This is a genomic window from Hahella sp. CCB-MM4 (genome assembly GCF_002260525.1).
Classification (GTDB): Bacteria; Pseudomonadota; Gammaproteobacteria; order Pseudomonadales; family Oleiphilaceae; genus Hahella.
The window spans coordinates 153,849-173,290 of record NZ_MRYI01000006.1 but is presented as its reverse complement, the minus strand read 5'-3'; the positions used below and the strand labels follow the sequence as shown (position 1 = coordinate 173,290).

The 19,442-nt window shown below is 48.1% G+C and carries 19 protein-coding genes; 13 read left to right on the top strand and 6 right to left on the bottom strand.

Annotated features, from left to right (window positions below; translation table 11 throughout):
- The first annotated feature begins 18 nt into the window (after window positions 1-18).
- The 9 genes from BTA51_RS30900 to BTA51_RS13340 all read left to right on the top strand — a co-directional run bounded on the left by BTA51_RS30900 (window position 19) and on the right by BTA51_RS13340 (window position 5,659).
- Window positions 19-396 carry a GFA family protein gene (locus BTA51_RS30900; protein ID WP_094707968.1) on the top strand — a complete coding sequence of 126 codons (378 nt, stop codon included), beginning with the start codon at window positions 19-21 and terminating at the stop codon, window positions 394-396.
- A 47-nt stretch (window positions 397-443) separates the two neighbouring features.
- Entirely contained in the window at window positions 444-884 is a 441-nt protein-coding gene (locus BTA51_RS13375; protein ID WP_094707967.1) for a GNAT family N-acetyltransferase, read from the top strand.
- A gap of 76 nt (window positions 885-960) precedes the next feature.
- Window positions 961-1,473 (top strand): DinB family protein, encoded by a 513-nt coding sequence (locus tag BTA51_RS13370; RefSeq protein ID WP_094707966.1) that lies wholly within the window; start codon window positions 961-963, stop codon window positions 1,471-1,473.
- Complete coding sequence (locus tag BTA51_RS13365) at window positions 1,470-1,769, top strand: hypothetical protein (RefSeq protein WP_094707965.1); 300 nt, start codon at window positions 1,470-1,472, stop codon at window positions 1,767-1,769. The genes BTA51_RS13370 and BTA51_RS13365 overlap by 4 nt, the downstream gene beginning before the upstream one ends.
- 367 nt (window positions 1,770-2,136) lie before the next feature.
- Window positions 2,137-3,342: a DUF3103 domain-containing protein gene (locus BTA51_RS13360; protein WP_094707964.1), complete on the top strand. Its 1,206-nt coding sequence runs from the start codon at window positions 2,137-2,139 to the stop codon at window positions 3,340-3,342.
- Window positions 3,343-3,546: 204 nt separating this feature from the next.
- Window positions 3,547-3,951, top strand: a complete 405-nt coding sequence (locus tag BTA51_RS13355) for a hypothetical protein (RefSeq protein WP_210404829.1) — start codon at window positions 3,547-3,549, stop codon at window positions 3,949-3,951.
- Window positions 3,952-3,983: 32 nt separating this feature from the next.
- Window positions 3,984-4,469, top strand: a complete 486-nt coding sequence (locus tag BTA51_RS13350; protein WP_094707963.1) for a GNAT family N-acetyltransferase — start codon at window positions 3,984-3,986, stop codon at window positions 4,467-4,469.
- 32 nt (window positions 4,470-4,501) lie between these two features.
- Entirely contained in the window at window positions 4,502-5,389 is an 888-nt protein-coding gene (locus tag BTA51_RS13345; protein WP_094707962.1) for an alpha/beta hydrolase, read from the top strand.
- Between the two features lie 33 nt (window positions 5,390-5,422).
- Complete coding sequence (locus tag BTA51_RS13340; protein ID WP_094707961.1) at window positions 5,423-5,659, top strand: DUF5062 family protein; 237 nt, start codon at window positions 5,423-5,425, stop codon at window positions 5,657-5,659.
- 231 nt (window positions 5,660-5,890) lie between these two features.
- On the opposite strand, the gene BTA51_RS13335 is transcribed toward BTA51_RS13340, so the two are convergent.
- Both BTA51_RS13335 and BTA51_RS13330 read right to left on the bottom strand, forming a co-directional pair.
- The gene (locus BTA51_RS13335) at window positions 5,891-8,017 is read right to left on the bottom strand and encodes a DUF11 domain-containing protein (protein ID WP_141215591.1); all 2,127 of its coding nucleotides are present in this window, start codon (window positions 8,015-8,017) and stop codon (window positions 5,891-5,893) included.
- A 381-nt stretch (window positions 8,018-8,398) separates the two neighbouring features.
- Complete coding sequence (locus BTA51_RS13330) at window positions 8,399-10,537, bottom strand: DUF11 domain-containing protein (RefSeq protein WP_094707959.1); 2,139 nt, start codon at window positions 10,535-10,537, stop codon at window positions 8,399-8,401.
- A 268-nt stretch (window positions 10,538-10,805) separates the two neighbouring features.
- On the opposite strand from BTA51_RS13330, the gene BTA51_RS13325 reads away from it, so the two are divergent.
- Entirely contained in the window at window positions 10,806-11,258 is a 453-nt protein-coding gene (locus BTA51_RS13325) for a GNAT family N-acetyltransferase (protein ID WP_094707958.1), read from the top strand.
- Between the two features lie 172 nt (window positions 11,259-11,430).
- Window positions 11,431-14,508: a hypothetical protein gene (locus BTA51_RS13320; RefSeq protein ID WP_094707957.1), complete on the top strand. Its 3,078-nt coding sequence runs from the start codon at window positions 11,431-11,433 to the stop codon at window positions 14,506-14,508.
- Window positions 14,509-14,679: 171 nt separating this feature from the next.
- Here BTA51_RS13320 and BTA51_RS13315 read toward each other — a convergent pair whose 3' ends face one another.
- The 4 genes from BTA51_RS13315 to BTA51_RS13305 all read right to left on the bottom strand — a co-directional run bounded on the left by BTA51_RS13315 (window position 14,680) and on the right by BTA51_RS13305 (window position 16,774).
- Window positions 14,680-15,714 (bottom strand): IS481 family transposase, encoded by a 1,035-nt coding sequence (locus BTA51_RS13315; protein WP_094707956.1) that lies wholly within the window; start codon window positions 15,712-15,714, stop codon window positions 14,680-14,682.
- A 211-nt stretch (window positions 15,715-15,925) separates the two neighbouring features.
- Window positions 15,926-16,081: a hypothetical protein gene (locus BTA51_RS30175; protein ID WP_168188163.1), complete on the bottom strand. Its 156-nt coding sequence runs from the start codon at window positions 16,079-16,081 to the stop codon at window positions 15,926-15,928.
- Entirely contained in the window at window positions 16,071-16,259 is a 189-nt protein-coding gene (locus BTA51_RS13310; RefSeq protein WP_094707955.1) for a hypothetical protein, read from the bottom strand. Before BTA51_RS13310 ends, BTA51_RS30175 begins: the two co-directional genes overlap by 11 nt.
- A gap of 2 nt (window positions 16,260-16,261) precedes the next feature.
- The gene (locus BTA51_RS13305; RefSeq protein WP_094707954.1) at window positions 16,262-16,774 is read right to left on the bottom strand and encodes a hypothetical protein; all 513 of its coding nucleotides are present in this window, start codon (window positions 16,772-16,774) and stop codon (window positions 16,262-16,264) included.
- A 235-nt stretch (window positions 16,775-17,009) separates the two neighbouring features.
- Here BTA51_RS13305 and BTA51_RS13300 point away from each other — a divergent pair, with 235 nt between their 5' ends.
- Together BTA51_RS13300 and BTA51_RS13295 are read left to right on the top strand one after the other, a co-directional pair.
- Window positions 17,010-17,444, top strand: a complete 435-nt coding sequence (locus tag BTA51_RS13300) for a hypothetical protein (RefSeq protein WP_094707953.1) — start codon at window positions 17,010-17,012, stop codon at window positions 17,442-17,444.
- A 574-nt stretch (window positions 17,445-18,018) separates the two neighbouring features.
- A complete protein-coding gene (locus tag BTA51_RS13295; RefSeq protein ID WP_094707952.1) occupies window positions 18,019-18,711 on the top strand; it encodes a PEP-CTERM sorting domain-containing protein in 693 nt (230 codons plus the stop codon).
- Window positions 18,712-19,442: the final 731 nt, after the last annotated feature.

Here is a 19,442-nt window from a genome sequence, read left to right as displayed (position 1 = left end):
ATTGATGGAGACAGTGTGATGTATCAGGGAAGTTGCCTTTGTGGCTCAGTGTCATATGAACTGAAAAGTCCACCCAAGGCGGTCACCAACTGTCACTGTAACATGTGTCAAAAACAGCATGGTACAGCCTTCGCAACCTATGGCAGTGTACCTCTGAAGGATCTCGTATACCTAAAAGGAAGGGAGATGCTGGTCGCTTATGAGTCATCATCAGGCATCACGCGCAAATTCTGTGGTACTTGTGGAAGCTCTGTCGAATGGAGCGGAAATTCCAAATTTCCCGATTGGGTGTCAATTGCGATAGGGACGTTAGACACTCCGTTAACAGTGAATCGAATAAAGGACGTTCATCCCGACACTAAAGTCTGCTGGCTTCATTCCGAAAGTACATCATAAAATACACCCGCTGTTGTTATTTCCAACTACGGGGAACCTATTTCAGCATGATACAGGCAAAGGAACTTGCACCTACCCATTTTCATTCAATCGAATTGATGAATGAGCTTAGCGATAAGCTGAAGATTATCACTGGCGACACCGGTACCAGTTCATTTGATATCGAGAGCTTTATCGCCGAAAAGGGAGTTTTTATTGTGATCTATGAGGAGGATGCGGCTGTAGGCTGTGGTTCTCTTCGTCGTCATGATGTTGAAAGTTGTGAGCTAAAAAGAATGTATTCACGAAAACGGGGAATTGGGCGAATGCTGATGGCAGAATTGTTCGAAAAAGCCCGCCACCTGGGATACTCGAGAATGGTGCTTTCTACCCGTCGGGTCAATATAGAAGCTGTGAACTTCTATCTCCGGAATGGTTTTGATGAAATATCTCCTTATGGGCATTATTGTTCGAAACCGGAATCCATTTGTATGGCAAGATATCTATGACCTGAATGGTCTCACTATTTGGGTGGAATAATCGTCATATAGGGGAAGCTATTATTACCTAAGCGAAGTAGTCGTTATGAACTTATTGGAACAAGTGAAAATGCTCTGCCGTTATAAGGCATGGGCTAACGAATTGACTTATGGGGCTGTCAGCAAATTGCCCGGAGATGAAGCCATAAAGAAACGGGAAACCCGGTTTGGCAATATGGTGCACACGCTCAATCATGTCTATGTGATAGATGATATCTTCAAGGCCCATTTGTTGGGCGTGTCCCATAGCTATACCGCCAGGAATACACCAACGCATCCTCCCTTATTGGAGCTTTGGGAGTGTCAGCGGAAGATGGATCAATGGTATGTTCAATATGTTGATTCGATTTCAGAAGAGACATTGGCGGAAGTGATTCATTTCCAGTTTGTTGGTGGTGGCGAGGGCGTGATGTCTCGTGGCGACATGCTCCTTCACGTGGTTAACCACAATACTTATCACAGGGGCTTTATCGGCGATATGATGTATCAGGCATCGTCAGGGCTGCCGGCCAATGATTTGCCTGTATTTTTGCGGGACCATTTTAAAAAATCATTATGAGAATTTTTAAACCTTCTTTGATATGGACGATCAATATCATCTGTGTCGTCGTTGGCGTCGGGCTGCAGGATCTATACAGCAGTGACACTTTGGACCTGGAACATATTATTAATCTGATCAAGTTTGCATTGATCACGGCAAGTGTCTTCTTGCTGGGTAGCGCTATATTGGTGTATGCCTATTCCAAACTCAGACCATTACCGGCAGAAACCTCCATAGAGTGGTACTTGTCCCCGGTTACCTGGATTGGTGGTGTGACAATCCTTTGTATTTTGATCTTTCAGATATCAACCTAACCGGCCCACTAATCCCTCTTTTCGTCTTTTAAAAAAGCACATCCAAAGCATGCTGTTTGGCGGCGAAGCATAGAAAATCCTTTCCCCTCTCGTCACTACTCCGTTCAGCCTATGACGCTCATTTTTGTCGGCTCATTCTCAAAATGACCAAAAAATGTACTCTTCAACTGAGCCATATCAAAATCCTGTTATATGCTTATTTGACCGGTAACACCCAAGGAGTGGAGGTAGACAATACATTGTTGTGTTAACCGGCAATGACCTGATGCGGGCCACTTGTTCTTTGCCAGATCTCCCACATTTGCTGTAGAGGGAATAAGCGCGCACCAGGCTTCAAATCAATAAGGAAATATAAAAGGAATTCAGTATGAGGAAATATACTGCTCTAGGAATGATGGCGCTGCTGCTAAGCGGCTGGATGTCCCATTCAAATGCGGCTGACAATAGTCGCCTTTCCATAAACACCGCCGTTAATCATACCTCTTATAGCTCTCCCGGTTTTGTCACATTAGCGAATGAGAAGCGCTCAGTGGCCCGGTCTGTTGCACGGGAAATCAGCCCGGCCGAGCTAACCAGACAGTTGCAGAAGCACCAGGGGAGTGTATCTGTAGCGACCCTTCTGCAGGATGTCCAAAGCTTGTCGCACTCGTTCGTCGGCCAGGCCCGGAGAGCGGAGAAAAGTGTTCTGAGTAAAAAGGGATTGGCCAATGCAAACGATACGTTGCTTGAATTGCGTATTGCCGCTCCCTCAATGATGACACAGTTGCAGGGGGGGGTAGAGCCTCTCTATGCCTACGAGCCGGATGGTGATGAATCAACCTGGCAATACATCGAAGCCTATGACAGCCGGGGTGGCCTGCATATGCTGGATGTCTGGAATATGCCTGACCGTCCGGTCGTAGTGGTCGATATTAATGCCAAGAAAGATCTGCAGCTTGGATTGGCGCAAATGCAGCAGGTATTCGCCCAGACCAAGGTTCGCTCGCTTCAGATGAACTCGCTCCAAATGAATGAGGGCTTGGCGAATGAAAGCCTGATGAACGAAAGCCTGATGGACACAACGCAAGTGACGATTCTGGATCAAATTCGCTTGAATGATGATGAAGAGCCCTGGATTTCCGGCAAAGCGGAGGTTTATGCGATTGTTTCGGGAGTGGACCCAAGCCGGGACGAGCCAGCTCTGGATATCGTTGATATGCCTTATCTGGATTATGACGGTAAAACCTATTACCCGAACCAGGTGATGGTCTATTGGGCGCGCTATCGTTGGGGAGCCGCCAATATCATCCTGATGGAGCATGACGATAACACCAATTATCAACAGCTGGCGCAGAAACTGCTGTCAGCCGCGGCAGAAATTCTTTCAGCATTGGGCCAACCGGAAATCGGTGCCCTGGTGGCATTGGGTAGCGGTATCGTGGCCGCCATGCCGGATCATTGGTTCAGTAATGACGACGACTATCTGGATTCCTTCTACACCCTGGAGAAGAGTATTCAGTACACCAACCGCATGGGAGCGGCAGGCAATGCCATGTCAACATTGAGGCCTTATACGCTCAGTGATTCGCAGTAAGTGAGAATTTTTCTCTAACATCACTACTAAAGGGCCGGATAGATATCCGGCCCTACCCATCTTCATTTTTCCTACATCAATATCAAAGATGAGTGTTATATAGTTGTATGGAAGGGGATTAACGGTCCTCCATATAGTCTTGTCATAGATACTATTACATTTCTTTTGATATAGAGCCGTACAGAGGGCAGGAGTAAGGTCGGTATGGCTGAACCAATTACTATTAGATCTAAACCGATGCTGAGATACCTTTCTATTTTGCTCTTAGCTTTTTGTGTTGCTGGATGCGATTTAACCATTCCGGGAGCGGATGAAAAGTTTGGCAGGCAAAACTTTGTATCAGCCATTTCTATTATTGAGCTGCATCACACGCGCTATGGAGAGTATCCGCGGTCTCTGAAAGATCTGAAGTTTTTAGGGGACTGGGATGCGATATGGCTGGCGTCGGTCCGATACGAAAAAGTCGATGATGGATATAACCTTTATGTTGAGAGAGGCTGGATGGGAAAACCGGACCTTGAATTTGCTGAGGAATTTAAAACTGGTTTGGGAATTCGGGATAGCAATGTAAAGTGGCTGGAGGATGGTAAACCCGACGAGGGAAGTTAACCAGTACTGCACAATTGTAAGGAATCGTTCAGATGTACGAATGGAAGTTCAAAGCCTTTGATGAACTGTCTGTGGAAGAGTTATATGAAATTCTCAGAGTCAGGCAGCAAGTGTTTATTATCGAGCAGAATTGCATCTACCCGGATATTGATAAACTGGACAAAGGATCCTGGCACCTATTTGCTGTAAAAAAAGATGAGGGCGCTGGTCTCGATATTAGCGACAGTCCCAAGATTCATGCCTATTTGCGAGTGGTGCCCCCCGGACACTTATACGAGCAACCGTCATTTGGCAGGGTTCTCACGACTGAAGATGCCCGAGGCACCGGTGCAGGAAAAATGCTGATCAAAAAGACCGTGGAGTTGATGGGGGAGATGTACCCGAACCAGCCTATCAAGATTTCTGCCCAATTGTATCTGGAACGATTCTATACAGGTTTCGGATTCAACGCGGTATCTGAACCATACGATGAAGATGGTATCCCTCATATTGACATGATGACTTCAGCGTCGAATTGAGAGCAGAAAAGCCCATCATCCAAGGAATTTCAATGAAGCTATATCGTCAATTTGCTCGTCAGGCAGATATTGATACGGAATACAATGCGGTCTTGTCGGTGCCTGATTTAGCCCCATATATTAAGCATGATACGCAAGCCAATCAGCAGACCCGTGAAGAACTTGAGTATTTTCCTGATGTGAAATACGGGCCGATGCGCGATGAAACCCTGGATATCTTTCCTTCCGCAAACAAGGATTCACCAGTATTCGTCTTCATTCATGGTGGATATTGGCGAAGTATGAGCAGTCGGGATTTCAGTTTGGTGGCTCGTGGTTTGGTGGCCCGAGGAGTGACGGTTGTCCTGCCCAACTATTCTTTGTGTCCTCAGGTGTCTATACCGGAGATCACACGGCAAGTCCGCGCCTCGGTTGCCTGGGTCTATCAAAATATTCAGCAGTATAACGGTGATCGCAACCGGATCTTCGTTGGTGGTCACTCTGCCGGAGCACAGCAGGTTGGAATGCTGGTCTCAACGGGTTGGGAAAGGGAGTACGAGCTTCCTCAAAATATTATCAAGGGTGGCATCCCCATCAGTGGGATCTATGATCTGACACCGCTCTATTATTCATGGCTTCAGCCTACCGTCTCCCTGAATCAGTATGTCATTTCGACTCAGAGTCCCTTGCTCCAGATACCTGAGCATGGCATGCCTCTATTTATCACCGTAGGGGCAAAAGAATCTACAGAGTTTGTTCGGCAGTCACGGGACTATCATGCTTCCTGGATTGAGAAAGGTTTCCCTGCAGAGCTATTCATCCAGCCGGATAAAAACCATTTCACCTCGTTCCGCGACCTGAATGATCCGGATAGTCAGTTGAGCGAGGCCGTGCTAAGGTTTATGGATGTGTGTGAGAACAGATTCTGTTCCGATAGCTGATTGGGGCAAGCAATTTAAAAGGTATTTCCGGCCATGAAAAAACTGAAAAACGAAAAGGAATTACTGAAAAAGGCGATCACCGAAGGCATGAAGTATGGAGAGGGACGAGGTGTCGTTGAATTTGAGCCCACAGATTCTGCCAATGAAAAAATCGAGTATATATATCGCTTACTGGTCCACGATAATGTTATTCAGCCCCTTCCCGAGGATCAGGTATCTTTGGTAACGATGAAGCACAAACTGGCGATCTGGGCTTCGAAGCTGAAGTGATATCGAGCGAAGAGGGAATACTCTCTACCGTGTCGATTGTGTACCTGGCTAAGCGTGTGTTTGGATTTATCTTCTCTAACTTGCCCTCCAAAAAGAAGCCCTGGAACTAATTCGAATAGTGGCTTTGTAGATAATGGGGTACACCTGGTTAGTTAGCTTGAATTGGCAGCACCGAGTCCGCAAATGAAAAGGGCCGGAGAATTCCGGCCCTGTATATATCACGAAGCTATTTTATTGTTGCAAAGTAACGGTAGCGCTGGCCTGCGGAGTGACTGGTGCGGAACCGTCGTCATCGCCAACAGTCGCTGTAACAGTGTTGGTGTGAGTTGGCGTATCTACAAATGCATCAAAGGTGCAGGTGTAACTGTCACCAGCCTGGGTGGCCGGCTGCAGTACCTGGGGAATCACACAGGTGGTTGCATAGATATTGCCTTGTACCGCGGTGATATCTCCAAACATGTCATCAACCAGGTTGGTGACGGTCAGGGCTTCCGCATCGGAATCATTGGTTACCGTAATCTGGTAGGTGACCAATGCCATCACGGCGGACTTGGTGATACTGGCTGCCGGAGGTTGGTTCTCAATATTGACGGTCGCATCACTGGTCGCGGATACCGGATCGCTATCGTCATCCACACCTGTTGCGGTAACCACATTGGTGACGGAGGTGTTGCCATTGCCGCTGACATAGGTGGTCAGGCTGCAGCTGTAGGAGCCGGAAGGTGCAATGAACTGAGGTACGCTACAGGAGCCCTGGCCGTTCAGGTCACCCAAAATATCGTCAACCAGCACGTTAATCGTGACGGAATCAACCGATGAAGTATTGGTGACAGTGTAGGTGTAGGTGACATTGCCGCCTGGTTCGTAAATCTGAGCTGGCGACGCGGATTTTGCCAACGAAATATTTGAAGGCACGTTCAGGATGGAGACTGTCGCTGAATCGCTCGCGCTGACAGGGTTGCCGTCATCGTCTGCGCCAGAGGCGGTTACAGTGTCTGTTTCCGAATCTCCTGAATTCCCCAAAACATTGGCAGTGAAGGTACAGGAATAGCTTTGGCCCGGGTTGATGGTGACACCGGATAGGCAGGTTCCCTGGCCATTAAGATCGCCATGAATATTATCTACCAATGAGTTCAGCGTGACCGGGTCACTGGAAGCGGGGCTGGTGTTATTCACTGTTACACTAAAGGTCACCAGACCTCCTGGCTCCAACAGTTGGGTTGGCGTTGCCGTCTTGATGACTTCAAGATTGGGCAGTGAATCGAGAAGTGTCACTGTGGCGCTGTCTGAACCCGACAGACTGTAGCCGTTGGTATCGGTACCGGTAGCGGTTACCGTGTCAGTTTCCACATCGTTGGCATTGCCACTTAGGGCAACCGTGAACTGGCAGGAATAAGTGTCTACGCCGCCTGGGTTGCGATCATCTGCCGGAATGATTTGCGGTATGCCGCAGGTAGTGCTTATGATGCCGTCATGGCCGGCAGTGGTGATATCACCATAGATATCATCTGTCAGAGTATTCATGGTCACAGAGTTGTTGGGATCTATTCCCACATTGGTGACCGATACGGCGAAGGTCACGTTGCCTCCTGGTTCAGTCAACTGTGTCGGAGATGCTGTCTTGGATACCAACAGTTCTGCTGCGGGAACATCAATGGGAACGTTGAATCCATCATCACACTTACATTTAGAGGGAGATCCGGGGAAAGCATCTGTCGGAGTGGTACAGAGTTCGTTCGCACCGGCCTGCCGCCAGCTGGTGCAGTAGGGCAGGTTCAGCTTACCGTCCGCATCGGGGTCTATACACACTGCGGTTAGGGTCATTGTAGGATAGAGCGGGTTATGATCGGGCTTGTCTATATCCCCACACTCGTCTTGGACGCCTGAGGGAGTATTGGTTCCCGGGAATGGATCGTTGGTACCATCCAGATCAAGCCAGGGGGGATTTGGCGCGAAAGGGAGGGTTGATATTTTACAGGCTCCACTGATAGCACCATCATTTTGTGGATCGCCGTCAGTGACAAAATAAATACCGATGTCATGGCGCTCTTTGGCCGAGGAAACCAGTTCAAAGGTGGCGGTGAATTCGACGGTATCACCCTGGTAGGCACAGCCATCATCGAGTATTTCCAGTTGGGGGGTTCCGTCAGGATTGGTTGCCACACCGGCGATCTGAATATCATTGGCGGAGCACTGTACGCTGAATCCAGCGGTTTCCTCCATACAACCTGCGTCCACCGAATCCATCGCGAGGCATTGAGAGGCGAATACTATCGAAGCTATTGCTGCCGCCGTCCCCGTTAATGACCTGTACTTCTTGAACGATACTTCTGATCGTGCCGCATTAACGTCATTCATATCCTTGATGTCCCTGTTAATGATGATTGATTTCGCACGGCGAAACTTTCATTGGCATTCCAGCCGTGCGTCCCGCGACATTAAGATTAGTTCATAAATTGTACAGAGTTCTCGGTTTGACATTGTTTTGCATTTATTTAAAAAAAGTTTCTTCTTAGTGCGGGGCAACAAATATCTGAGAAAGAAATTGGTTTGAAACTTATTGAAAAATAAGGAAATTATGTAAAGAATTTGCAGCTATCATTGATTGATGGTTCGGGTGAATTGTTCTATGAAATCAGCACCATAACCAAGAAGGGCCGGTATAAACCGGCCCTTTGTTTTTCAGCAATCTATCTTTTATTGCTGGCTTTTATTGAAGTCCTTCTAGTGCAGGCTCTTCTATTGCAAAGTAACAGTCGCACTGGCTTGTGGTGTGATCGGCGCTGAGCCGTCGTCATCAACCACAGTTGCTGTGACGGTGTTGGTATGCGTTGGCGTATCCACCAATGCATTGAATGTGCAAGTGTAAGAATCTCCTGCTTGTGTTGCCGGCTGCAGTACCTGTGGAACCACGCACGTGGTAGCGGAGACGTCGCCTTGTACCATGGTAACATCACCAAACATATCGTCTACCAAGGTAGTGACAGTCAGAGCCTCTGCATCAGAGTCGTTTGTCACCGTGACTTCATAGGTAACCAGCGCCATGGTCGCAGTCTTAGTGATGCTCGCTGCCGGAGGCTGGTTCTCTATATTGACGGTGGCATCGCTCATGGCGGATACCGGTTCGTTGTCGTCGTCGACACCGCTGCTGTTGACCACGTTGGTGACAGAAGTATTGCCGTTACCGCTGACAAACGTGGTGACGGTACAGGTATAGGATCCTGAAGGCGCGATGACTTGCGGAACAGAGCAGGTACCTTGGCCGTTCAGGTCACCCAGTATATTGTCAGTCAGTACGTTAATCGTCACAGTATCGACAAGTGAAGTGTTAGTGATCGTGTAGGTGTAGGTGACATTACCACCGGGTTCATAAATCTGTACCGGCGAGGCTGTTTTCGTCATGCTGATATCCGATGGAACATTGAGTATCACAACGGTTGCAGAGTCACTGGCACTGACCGGGTTACCTTCGTCATCTGCACCGGATACCGTGACGGTATCGGTTTCCGAGTCTCCGGAATTCCCGGTAACGTTCGCAGTGAAGGTGCACGAGTAGCTCTGGCCGGGATTAATGACCATGCCGGACACGCAAGTACCCTGACCGTTAAGATCCCCGTGAATATTGTCGATCAGAGAATTCAGGACGACTGGATCGCTGGATGCAGGGCTGGTGTTATTGACTGTCACGCTGAACGTCACCAGGCCACCAGGTTCAGCCAGTTGGGTCGGTGTAGCTGTTTTGATGACTTCGAGATCGGGCAGTGAATCCAGGAAGGTTACGGTAGCATCGTCATTACCTGACAGGTTGTTTCCATTGGAGTCCACACCTGTCGCCGTCACAACATCAGTTTCCACATCGTTGGCATTGCCGGTGACAGCCACCGTGAACTGGCATGAATAAGTGTCAATACCTCCAGGGTTACGATCATCTGCCGGAATGGTTTGTGGCACGCTACAGGTAGTACTCGTAATGCCGTCGTGACCAGCCATTGTGATATCGCCGTAAATGCTGTCCATCAAAGTATTCAGGGAGACAGAGTTGTTGGGGTCTATACCCACATTGGTGACAGACACCGAGAAGGTGACGTTACCGCCGGGCTCTGTCAACTGAGTTGGAGATGCCGACTTGGATACCAGCAGCTCGGCTGCGGGAACATCTATGGGAACATTGAACCCATCATCACACTTACACTTGGAAGGTGATCCGGGGAAAGCATCGGTCGGAGTGGTGCAGAGCTCGTTGGCCCCGGCCTGACGCCAGCTGGTACAGTAAGGCAGGTTGAGTTTGCCATCTGCATCCGGGTCGATACACACTGCGGTCAAGGTCACGGTAGGATAGAGTGGATTGTGATCGGGTTTGTCGATATCCCCACAAGTGTCCTGAACGCCCGATGGGGTATTGGTTCCTGGGAATGGGTCATTGGTTCCATCCAGATCGAGCCAGGGTGGATCTGGCTGGTATGGGAGGGTGGAAATATTACAGGCTCCGGTGACAGCACCATCTTGCTGCGGGTCTCCATCAGAGACAAAGTAAATGCCGATGTCATGGCGCTCTTTGGCCGAAGAGACCAATTCAAAGGTAGCGGTGAATTCGACGGTATCGCCCTGATAAGCACAACCGTCATCAAGTATCTCCAGTTGTGGGGTTCCGTCTGGGTTGGTCGCCACACCGGCGATCTGAATATCATTGGCAGAGCACTGCACACTGAAGCCGGCGGTTTCCTCCATACACCCTGCTTCAATCTGGTCCAAGGCAAAAACTTGTGAACTTAACAATGCCTGTGAACCTAATAATATGGCGGCAGCAAATGTTGCCGCCCCTTTGAGGGCTTTGCCTCCTCTCATACCTCCTGATCGTACTGCATTAACTTTACTCATATCCTTGATTCCTTGTTAATGTTATTAGCGTAGGCGATCCGGCCCCACGAAACTTCTGGTACTCCTTCCGGGCGTTTCGCGACATTAAGAATAGTTCATAATTATTACCGCGAGATTTTTTTCTCTCCTTTTTTGATGTGGAACAAGAGTGCATCATCAGATCACTCAATAAATCGCCTTGAGTTGCGATGAGAGAAGCAGCTAAGCGGCAAAAGCAGCTTCGTCAAACCCCGAGTGATACTGGTCAAATTGAGAAGGGCACCGGCCAATGAAGATCATTCTTGAAAAAGCACTGCGGGAGGACGCCTTCCTGTTTACCACCATGGAACAGGCAATCGACGTTCGGGATTTTGTAATCCCCTATACGCGGGAAATGCATGAGAAAGGCCTGTGCAATCCTGGCCTGGTGTATCTCCGGATACTGGCCGGCGATAGCCTGGCTGGTTTTTTTATCCTGGTGCCAGATCCTGATACCCTGAATGTCGAATTCCGGCGTATTGTGGTTTCAATCAGGGGCAGAGGAATAGGGCAGATGGCGATTCGGGAAATGGAAAGCTACTGTACCGATGTGCTCAGCCGCACACGAATCTGGTTAGACGTTTTTGAGGATAATGTCCGGGGAAGGCATATCTACGAAAAGCTCGGTTACCGCTTTTTTAGTGAAACATTACATGAAAACAGAAGGTTATGTCTCTACGAAAAGCTTTTAACCTCTGTCTGATTCAGGAAACACTATTGCGTTATTTTCATCATGGTCTAAGTTTTCAGAAAGGTTGGGTCGATCACCACCAGGAGTTAGCCGGGATGCGAAGGTGATAATCAGCCAATAATAATGCCATGAGCGTCAGGAGATCATCACAGGATGGTGACTCTCCCATAGCGAGGAGGAAGCTATGCGCAAGGACTTCGTGAATCTCTGTTGTGGATCTGTCTCTTCCCTTTTTCTCTGTTTTGTCGCCTCCGCGATATTGCTCCTGTCAGGATGCAGGACCGGTGAGCAGGCTGCACATTCTTCCGAAACCTCCAATTCCCCGCCTTCTGCGGACCTCCCTTTACCCAGTTCGATGCCATTACAAGACTACGAGCGAGTGCTTTATACCTGGCTACTGGAGGAAAAATATAAGACGCTTGGATGGAAACGGGACAAGAATGTCAGGGATACCGGACCCTACATTCGTAATGAATACTTTGGAACTCACCCGGCGGTGCGGATCTTTTATTCCCCTGAAGTGATGACATGGCTGGAGAATGGCCGTGAGGGCGATATTCCGGATGGGGCCATGATTATCAAAGAGATGTATTCGCCGCCGGCGGTGTTATATCAGGAACTGGAGAATGATCCGAAATACAAAGAGAACCCGGCAGCATATGAATCATTACTGGGAACGCTGATTACCGATTGGACGGTGATGGTGAGGGATCAAGCCGGTTCGAAAGATGGTTGGTTCTGGGGAGGGCCGGGGGCAGCCAAGGAAGGGGAATCCATTACCGACGCTGTTGAGCGGCAACTGGATGATTACTCCCATGCTCTATACTCGGGGTTCGGCGCACCTTGCTTGCGTTGCCACGGCTCAGCGGAAGCCGAACTGACGTTCAGTTCATTGCGCAATATAGAAGGCTTTTCTCCGGATGATTACCCGTTACGCTTTTTTGTCGATAACTCCTGGCGCAGTGCTGACCATCTCAAAGACTATCCGCTGTCGGTTCTGAAAGACGATCCGTATGCCATGACACTGTTTGACATCCCTGCCTTGCAGCGGCCCTGGTCTGCGTCCTCCCTGCCGGGTTATGAAACCTTTCTGAACCGGCATATGGGAGCCTCGGAACAGGATGCCAAGCCCATGGCAAATGAAGCTCTGGCGCATCCCAGCATCAAATTCCTGCAGCAGTTTCCCGAGCTGGCCCGGAGTGTTAACAGCAAAGCCAGAGCCTTTCCATCCCAGTGGTCGGATCACGTTGTACCGGGACCGAATGGTGCGGAGGCGTTTATGACTTCCAGCAACTGCCTGGGGTGTCATGGTGGTCTGGGTGGTTTGCCTTATGGGGTGACCATGTTTTTGCAAACGGGGCCGAAGTACGGCGAAGGCTTTAATGTTTCTGAATATGGTGAGTGGCGCTGGTCGCCCATGGGGCTCGCAGGTCGTGATCCGATATTTCACGCCCAACTGGAAAGTGAGATGAAATATGTGGAAGAAGACGGTCGACAGACTCCTTCACCTTTGAACGGTACGGTGGCGGATACCCAGGAAGCGATTACCAATACCTGTCTGAGCTGTCATGGGGCGATGGGGCAACGTCAGTTGCAGATGGATGCCAAAGTGGACTCGTCGTTGAATCCGAATTTCAAAGTGGATTACTTCTACCTCACGGAGAGATTGTCGTCCAACGAACCTGAACCGCCTGATTATGCCTATCACAAATATGGAGAGCTGGGGCGTGAGGGCATTAGTTGCGCGGTATGTCATCACATTGATAAACCCTCTGAGCAGGATGTGCAACAGTGGGATCCTACCGAATCGGGTTGGTTGACTCCATTGACACCAAAAGAGCTGGCGTACGGTTTGTTCCACAACTCTACCGGACGTTTTGTGCAGGGACCGGATGATGAGTTCTTTGGGCCTTTTGATAAGGTTTCAGAGCTTCCCATGGGCCATGTACTGGGAGTGAAACCGGTATTCAATGAATTCACCCAGGACTCTCAGTTGTGTGGTACCTGCCACACCATCAATCTGCCCAACATCGGCAAAAAAGACCATCCTTATCCGGTGCTGGACAGTGCGGAAGTGAACCCGGCTTTTACCGGTTATGCCCATACCATCGAACAGGCCACCTTCCTGGAGTGGCAGAACAGCACCTTTGCCCAGGATGAGGGAGCGGAAGGTTCAAACTTTGCCAGTTGCCAGGATTGTCATATGCCGACGGGTTTCAAAACACTGGACGGCAGTATTGATATCGACCAGTTGGTCACCCAGATTGCTGCGATCCAGGATGCCAATTATCCTGCGGCTGAAGAAACCCTGCCGTTGGCTGACATCGATATCCCCTTACGCGCCGAATACAAGCGTCATGAGCATGTGGGACTGAACGTCTTCCTGTTGGAGATGTTTGATCAGTTCCCCGATATTCTCGGTGTGGCGAAGACTGACTACATGACCTCTGCTGACAATGGTGTAGATCTGGCCATAGACAATATGATTCGCCAGGCCCAGCAGGATACGGTGGATATCAATGTCAGCGTGACCGGCATCACGGATGGTCAGTTGGAAGCAACTGTTTCTGTCACCAATAAAACCGGTCATCGCTTCCCCAGTGGCGTTGCATTCCGGAGGACGTTTATCGAGTTTCTGGTGATGGAGGGCGAGAAGGTCGTGTGGGGCTCAGGTCAAACCAACGACGTTGGTGTCATCGTGGATGAAAATGGTGATCCGCTGAAGACCGAATTCCTGCCCGATGCTTCCAGCTACCAACCTCATTACCAGACGATTACCGAACAGAATCAGGTACAGATATACGAGGAACTGAATCTGGATGCCGATAAGGAATTTACCACTAGCTTTGTCCACCGGGTTTCAAGTCCCAAAGATAACCGTCTGCTGCCTAAAGGCTGGAGAGTGTCGACCATATTCAAACCCCAGGGGCAGGTGATGGAGCAGTTTATGGCCTCGACCGATCCCCACGGTGTCGGAGACGATCCGGACTACATGGATCAGGGCATTCAATTCCCAGGACAGGATTCGTTGGTATACAAAGCCATGCTACCCGATGGCGTCGACAGAGATAACCTGACCGTGAAAGTGACCATGTACTATCAGGCAATTCCCCCCTATTGGCTGAAACAGCGTTTCACCACCGCTCCCAATGGCGAAGCAACCAAGCGGCTTTACTATATGACCAGCCGTTTGAATCTGAAGGGAACGCCCATGGAGGACTGGAAACTGAAGTTGAAGGAAGTTGAGATTCGGGTTCCTTGAGTTTGAGAGTTTATGGATAGGTAAACTCAATGGATCAAGGCTGCACTGATTACAACGGTGTAGCCTTGATTTAAATGTACACAAGAAATCACAGCATTATCTGAATAATTGTAGAAGTTCAGATCTGATCTGACAGTGACCGGTTTTTAGGAGGTGTCTGTCAGGTCAAGTTCAGCCTATGAACTTTTCCTTCCAGATTCGTTGCCCTTCCTTCAGAGTCGCCATGGGCGTTCTTCCAAGGCACATTTTACCCTGATGGGTTCGATGATTATTGTAGTAATCCAGCCAGTCGTCCAGGTCTTTCTGTAATTCCTCCAAACCGCTGTAGATTTTCTTCCTGAAAGTCACCTGATAAAACTCCTGCAAGATGGTCTTATGGAAGCGTTCACAGATCCCGTTGGTCTGCGGATGTCGTGCCTTGGTCTTGGTGTGCTCTATCTCATTTAGCGCCAGGAATAACTCGTAATCGTGTCTTTCCGCTTTACCACAGTACTCGGTGCCACGGTCCGTCAGAATGCGTAGCAGAGGCAACTGATGCTCTTCCATGAATGGCAACACTCGGTCATTCAGCAGATCCGCTGACGTGATAGGCGTTTTGGTGGTGTACAGCTTGCAGTGAGCCACCTTCGAATAGGTATCCACGAAGGTCTGTTGGTAAACCCGGCCAACGCCCTTGAGCGTTCCCACATAAAAGGTGTCCTGCGATCCCAAATAACCTGGATGATGAGTCTCGATTTCACCACAGGCTTCATCATCATGCTTCTTGCGCTCCAGGGCCTGAATCTGGGATTCAGTTAGAATGATCCCTTCGTTTGCTACTTTGCCCTCCAGCGCTTTCAGACGGTCTTTAAAGTTCGCCAGATTACGCCTGAGCCAGATACTTCTCACACCACTGGCTGAGACAAAAATACCTTGTTTACGCAATTCATTGCTGACTCGAACCTGGCCATGGGCGGGATAATCGATGGCGTACTGAACCACCGCGTCTTCGGTTTCTGAATCCACCCGATTCGCCAGATTAGGTTTCCGCCGAGTCTTTTCCAGTAGCGCTTCAACACCGCCTTCCTCGACCGCTGACTTGTATCGATAGAAGGTATCGCGGGACAGGCCCATTACCTGACAAGCTTTGGAGACATTCCCCAATTCTTCCGCCAGATTCAATAAACCTAATTTATGTTTGATGATTCGTTGGTTACTATGTTGCATGAGGGTTATCCTTTGTGTGTTTCGATGAATGGTTGGCACCTCCATCAAAACCGGTAACCCTCTCTTTTTCAAGAAAAAGTGTCAGATCAGATTGAAACTATTCCAGAATAATGCTGTGTATTTGCCTGGTAAACCTGTCATAGTCCGGAATAATCATCTGTTCCGAGTGTTAATTTTCTTCTGAATCCTTTTACCTGACATTCAAAGGACATTATTTCTTTAAAGATTGGTTCTTAACGTCAATGGCATATTGAAATGCAGCTTCTCTTGCTTTGCGGAAAGCATCTTCCGGCTGAACCTCATTTGAAAGAGGTGTTGATTGTTTTTCCATTGGCGTTAGTCGATCTTCCTTTTTCTCAGTTACCATTTTTTTCATCCTCCAGGTGCATACTTCCGTCTTTTTCCGCTTGACCAGAAGCAAGGCCTTCCGGCTCGTTTTCAACAGGCGTTTTGCGGAAGTGCTCTTTGTAAGCCCGCTTGGCGGCTTCTTCTGCTGTAAGAGGTCTCTGAGCCTTTTTGTCTCTGATATCGATGATTTTTCCCATATTCATATCCTCCTAAACAGGTAGTTGTCACTTTTTACATAGGTGAATCCATGTGAAGCGTAATAATCTTTTACCCTGTCGTTAATGGGATGCATGATGCGCAGTTCTTTTGCTCCCAGCATATCCGCATAGGTTCTCATGGCGACAACTATGATATCAAAAATTGCGATTTCACGGTTTAAAGGGCTAGCTTCGACAAAATCCAGTCTCAAGCTGCCACCATTATAAGTAGGACGCCCAAGTGACAAGCCGTTCAGCTTTTCCTTATACCATACTGCCGCCTCAAAACGCTTTGGATAGCGAAATTTGATGGCTCCGTAACTACCCATCCAATCCCAGTCTACACGGCGGCACGGATGGCACGCCCATGCATCAGCTGCTCTTAAGGTAGCTAAATCCAAAGTAGTCAGTTTAAGTTGAGGGTAATCCCCACAAATAACACTTTCAGCAGCTTTGAGTGTTTCTTGTCTGATTTTTCCATAGCGTCTCTCGGCATCCATATGAGTCGCGAGCATATATTTCCCTTTATTATAAAAATCGTCCTACGAATGAAAGTTACATTCTACGGGGGCATAGGAGTCCAACAATGGACCAAAAGGATGATAAGGGTCGCCCTTTGAGATAGGTGGATTTATAGGAACTCTATATATCATGTGGAACCATAGAGCTATTGGAGATATCTTCAGTAATTGAAAGAGGAAGAGATGGCTTGCTCGATATGAGAATGCCAGATATTTTCGGAGAAACACTATGAATGAAAAGGTGACATATTTTGCTATGGGGGGCGGTGTACCACACTATGACCTCTTAGGTTCAAACTGTGAAAAACAGTGGAGCGCTATTCAAAAGTATCTAAGCAATGAATGGGAAAATGGTGATCATAAGAAGCTGTTGGAAATATCAGGTTGTCTTGAAAAGCTTGCTACTAGTTTGCTTCAAGTTAGTAGAGTTAGAGATTTTTATGAGAAAGAATTAGTTCAAAATGCGAAAAGCAATGCAGGTAAAGGTTCAGGTTACGCTTTTATTAGAGGAACAGCTCCCTGTGCAGATTTCGAGTCATTGATACTGCAGTCTAGTAACCTATGGTCCTCTTCTGAGAATTCTGCCTCCAGATCTTCAAATTTTTTGGTGTCCTTACAGATTTTGTTTTTTCGAGCTTTTTGCGAATATCATTCATTCGGATAATCTCATAGTTAGAAGTGTACAAGCTCCCTTGTGATTGTATTGGTAGTCCTTCCAGTATTACCGCGAAAGTACTGAGGCCTCTTAAAAGTCGCTACGTGATCAGAAAGTTTTTACAGTTAAAAAACCAATCATCCCGCACCACAAATACACTTCCTATCCCTTACGAGCCTTAAGCCGGTTGATATTCTGAGGATACTAGGCCTTCTGAATGTCGCTATGAATATAGACTGAAGCGTAGTTCAGCAGAATATGCTGGTGCAGAATTTCAAACAAATCAATGTACTCCAGTCTGTGGCCTCTCTTGAATATTTGATCACGTCCATTAAGTGATATTTGCGCCTGTTTCTTCCTCCTAGACCGATAGTCTAGGCACCTGCTGCTGAAGATAGTCCGATAGGCAGAGTCTATTAAATTTACAAATTCAAAAGCCCAGCCAAATTATTTCCTTAAAAATCAATAGTATAAAAATTGGTCAAATAATTGCTATCTGCGAAGGTGGAAAAGATTCAAAGCGCAACATTTGTAGAATGAGCACCAATTATATTAACTAAGTTCAATTTCTTGAGAGGATATCATGAAATATACAATTATTGCCGGTTTGCCACTCCTGCTGTGTGCGTATGGCGCTCAAGCCATCCCACTATCTTACGGCACCGCCACCCACGACACGACTGCCTGGCAGGAGCTTGCGGACGTACCGAACAACGATCCTTTTGGTGTCACCTGGAGTACCGACAGTGGAACTACCTGGGGACGTAACGAAAATCTTACCGTGGGCCAAACGGTTCAATTCAGATTCAGCATGCACAAACAGAACGTGGGCTATCACTATGCCGACCTTCTGAAAAGCTGGGTCGACTGGGATCAGAATGGCGTGTTCGACGTTAGTGATGAAGTTGCTTACGGAGAGCACAAGCTAGTGGATTTTGAGCCTGTGTTGGGCACCTGGCAGACGCCCGTTAATCCGGATTTTGCTTTCTATTCAAGTGAATATACCTTGACCGAAGATCAGGTCGGTGACTTCTGGCTGCGCGCGCTTGCTACCTGTACTCATTCGGTTACCAATATGTACGGTGGTGACTGGGATGATCAATGGAAGCCTGAATACACCGATAACTACAGGAACCTGATGACACCGACCGGCCACTACTATCAAGGTGAAACCGAGGAATGGAAAATCACCGTGCATTCTGCCCCTGAACCTGCGTCGTTAGCTCTATTAGGCCTGGGGATGGTAGGACTGATTGCAAGAAAACGCGCTAAATAAATAACTGGCAACATTTAATCCACACAATCTATAAGATACAGCTTCTGATAATTCTATCTTGTAGAACGGATCCATTGCGTCAGAATCTTTTTCGTTACATATCCGTGGAGGCGCTTAGCAAAGTCGTTATACGGTGCCTCCACGCTCTCACTGATTTCTATATCTGATTGCCAGCTTTTTCCTGCGCTGTACTAACGGGCTCATAGTGCTTATGTGAGCAAGAAGTGACTTACCGGCTGGATTAAGGCTGTGAGTTGTATCTGCAGGAGAGCTTCCACAGGTCAAAGTAACGGCTAGGACAAAAAGGTTGATAATGAGTTTGTTCACTATTTTCAGGAATAAAGAAGAGGCAGATAAGGAAGCAGCAGATAAGGAAACAGGGAATGCTTCGAATACCATTCCGAAGCCTTTTTATTGCAGTGAAGCTTGTAAAAATGAAGGCTTGGTTCGATCATATAGCGCCTGTCCGGAATGCCACAAAGTGTGGAACTATCGAAATAGTGGTGAAGACCGCCACTACAGGAATAATGCTTGGGCCATGTGTGACACATGCTCGCGGAGTCAGGGCCGCTGTGTCGTTTGCGGAAAAAGCGCAAGAAAGAATATCTGAGAACACGCTCAAATCAATTCAGTTTAGGGAAGACTCATGCCAAGAATCAGGCTGCAGCTTAGTATGTTTTTATCAAAGAGAGATTCGAGGCTATAGCAGGAGGCTGCACCTTATATAAAAG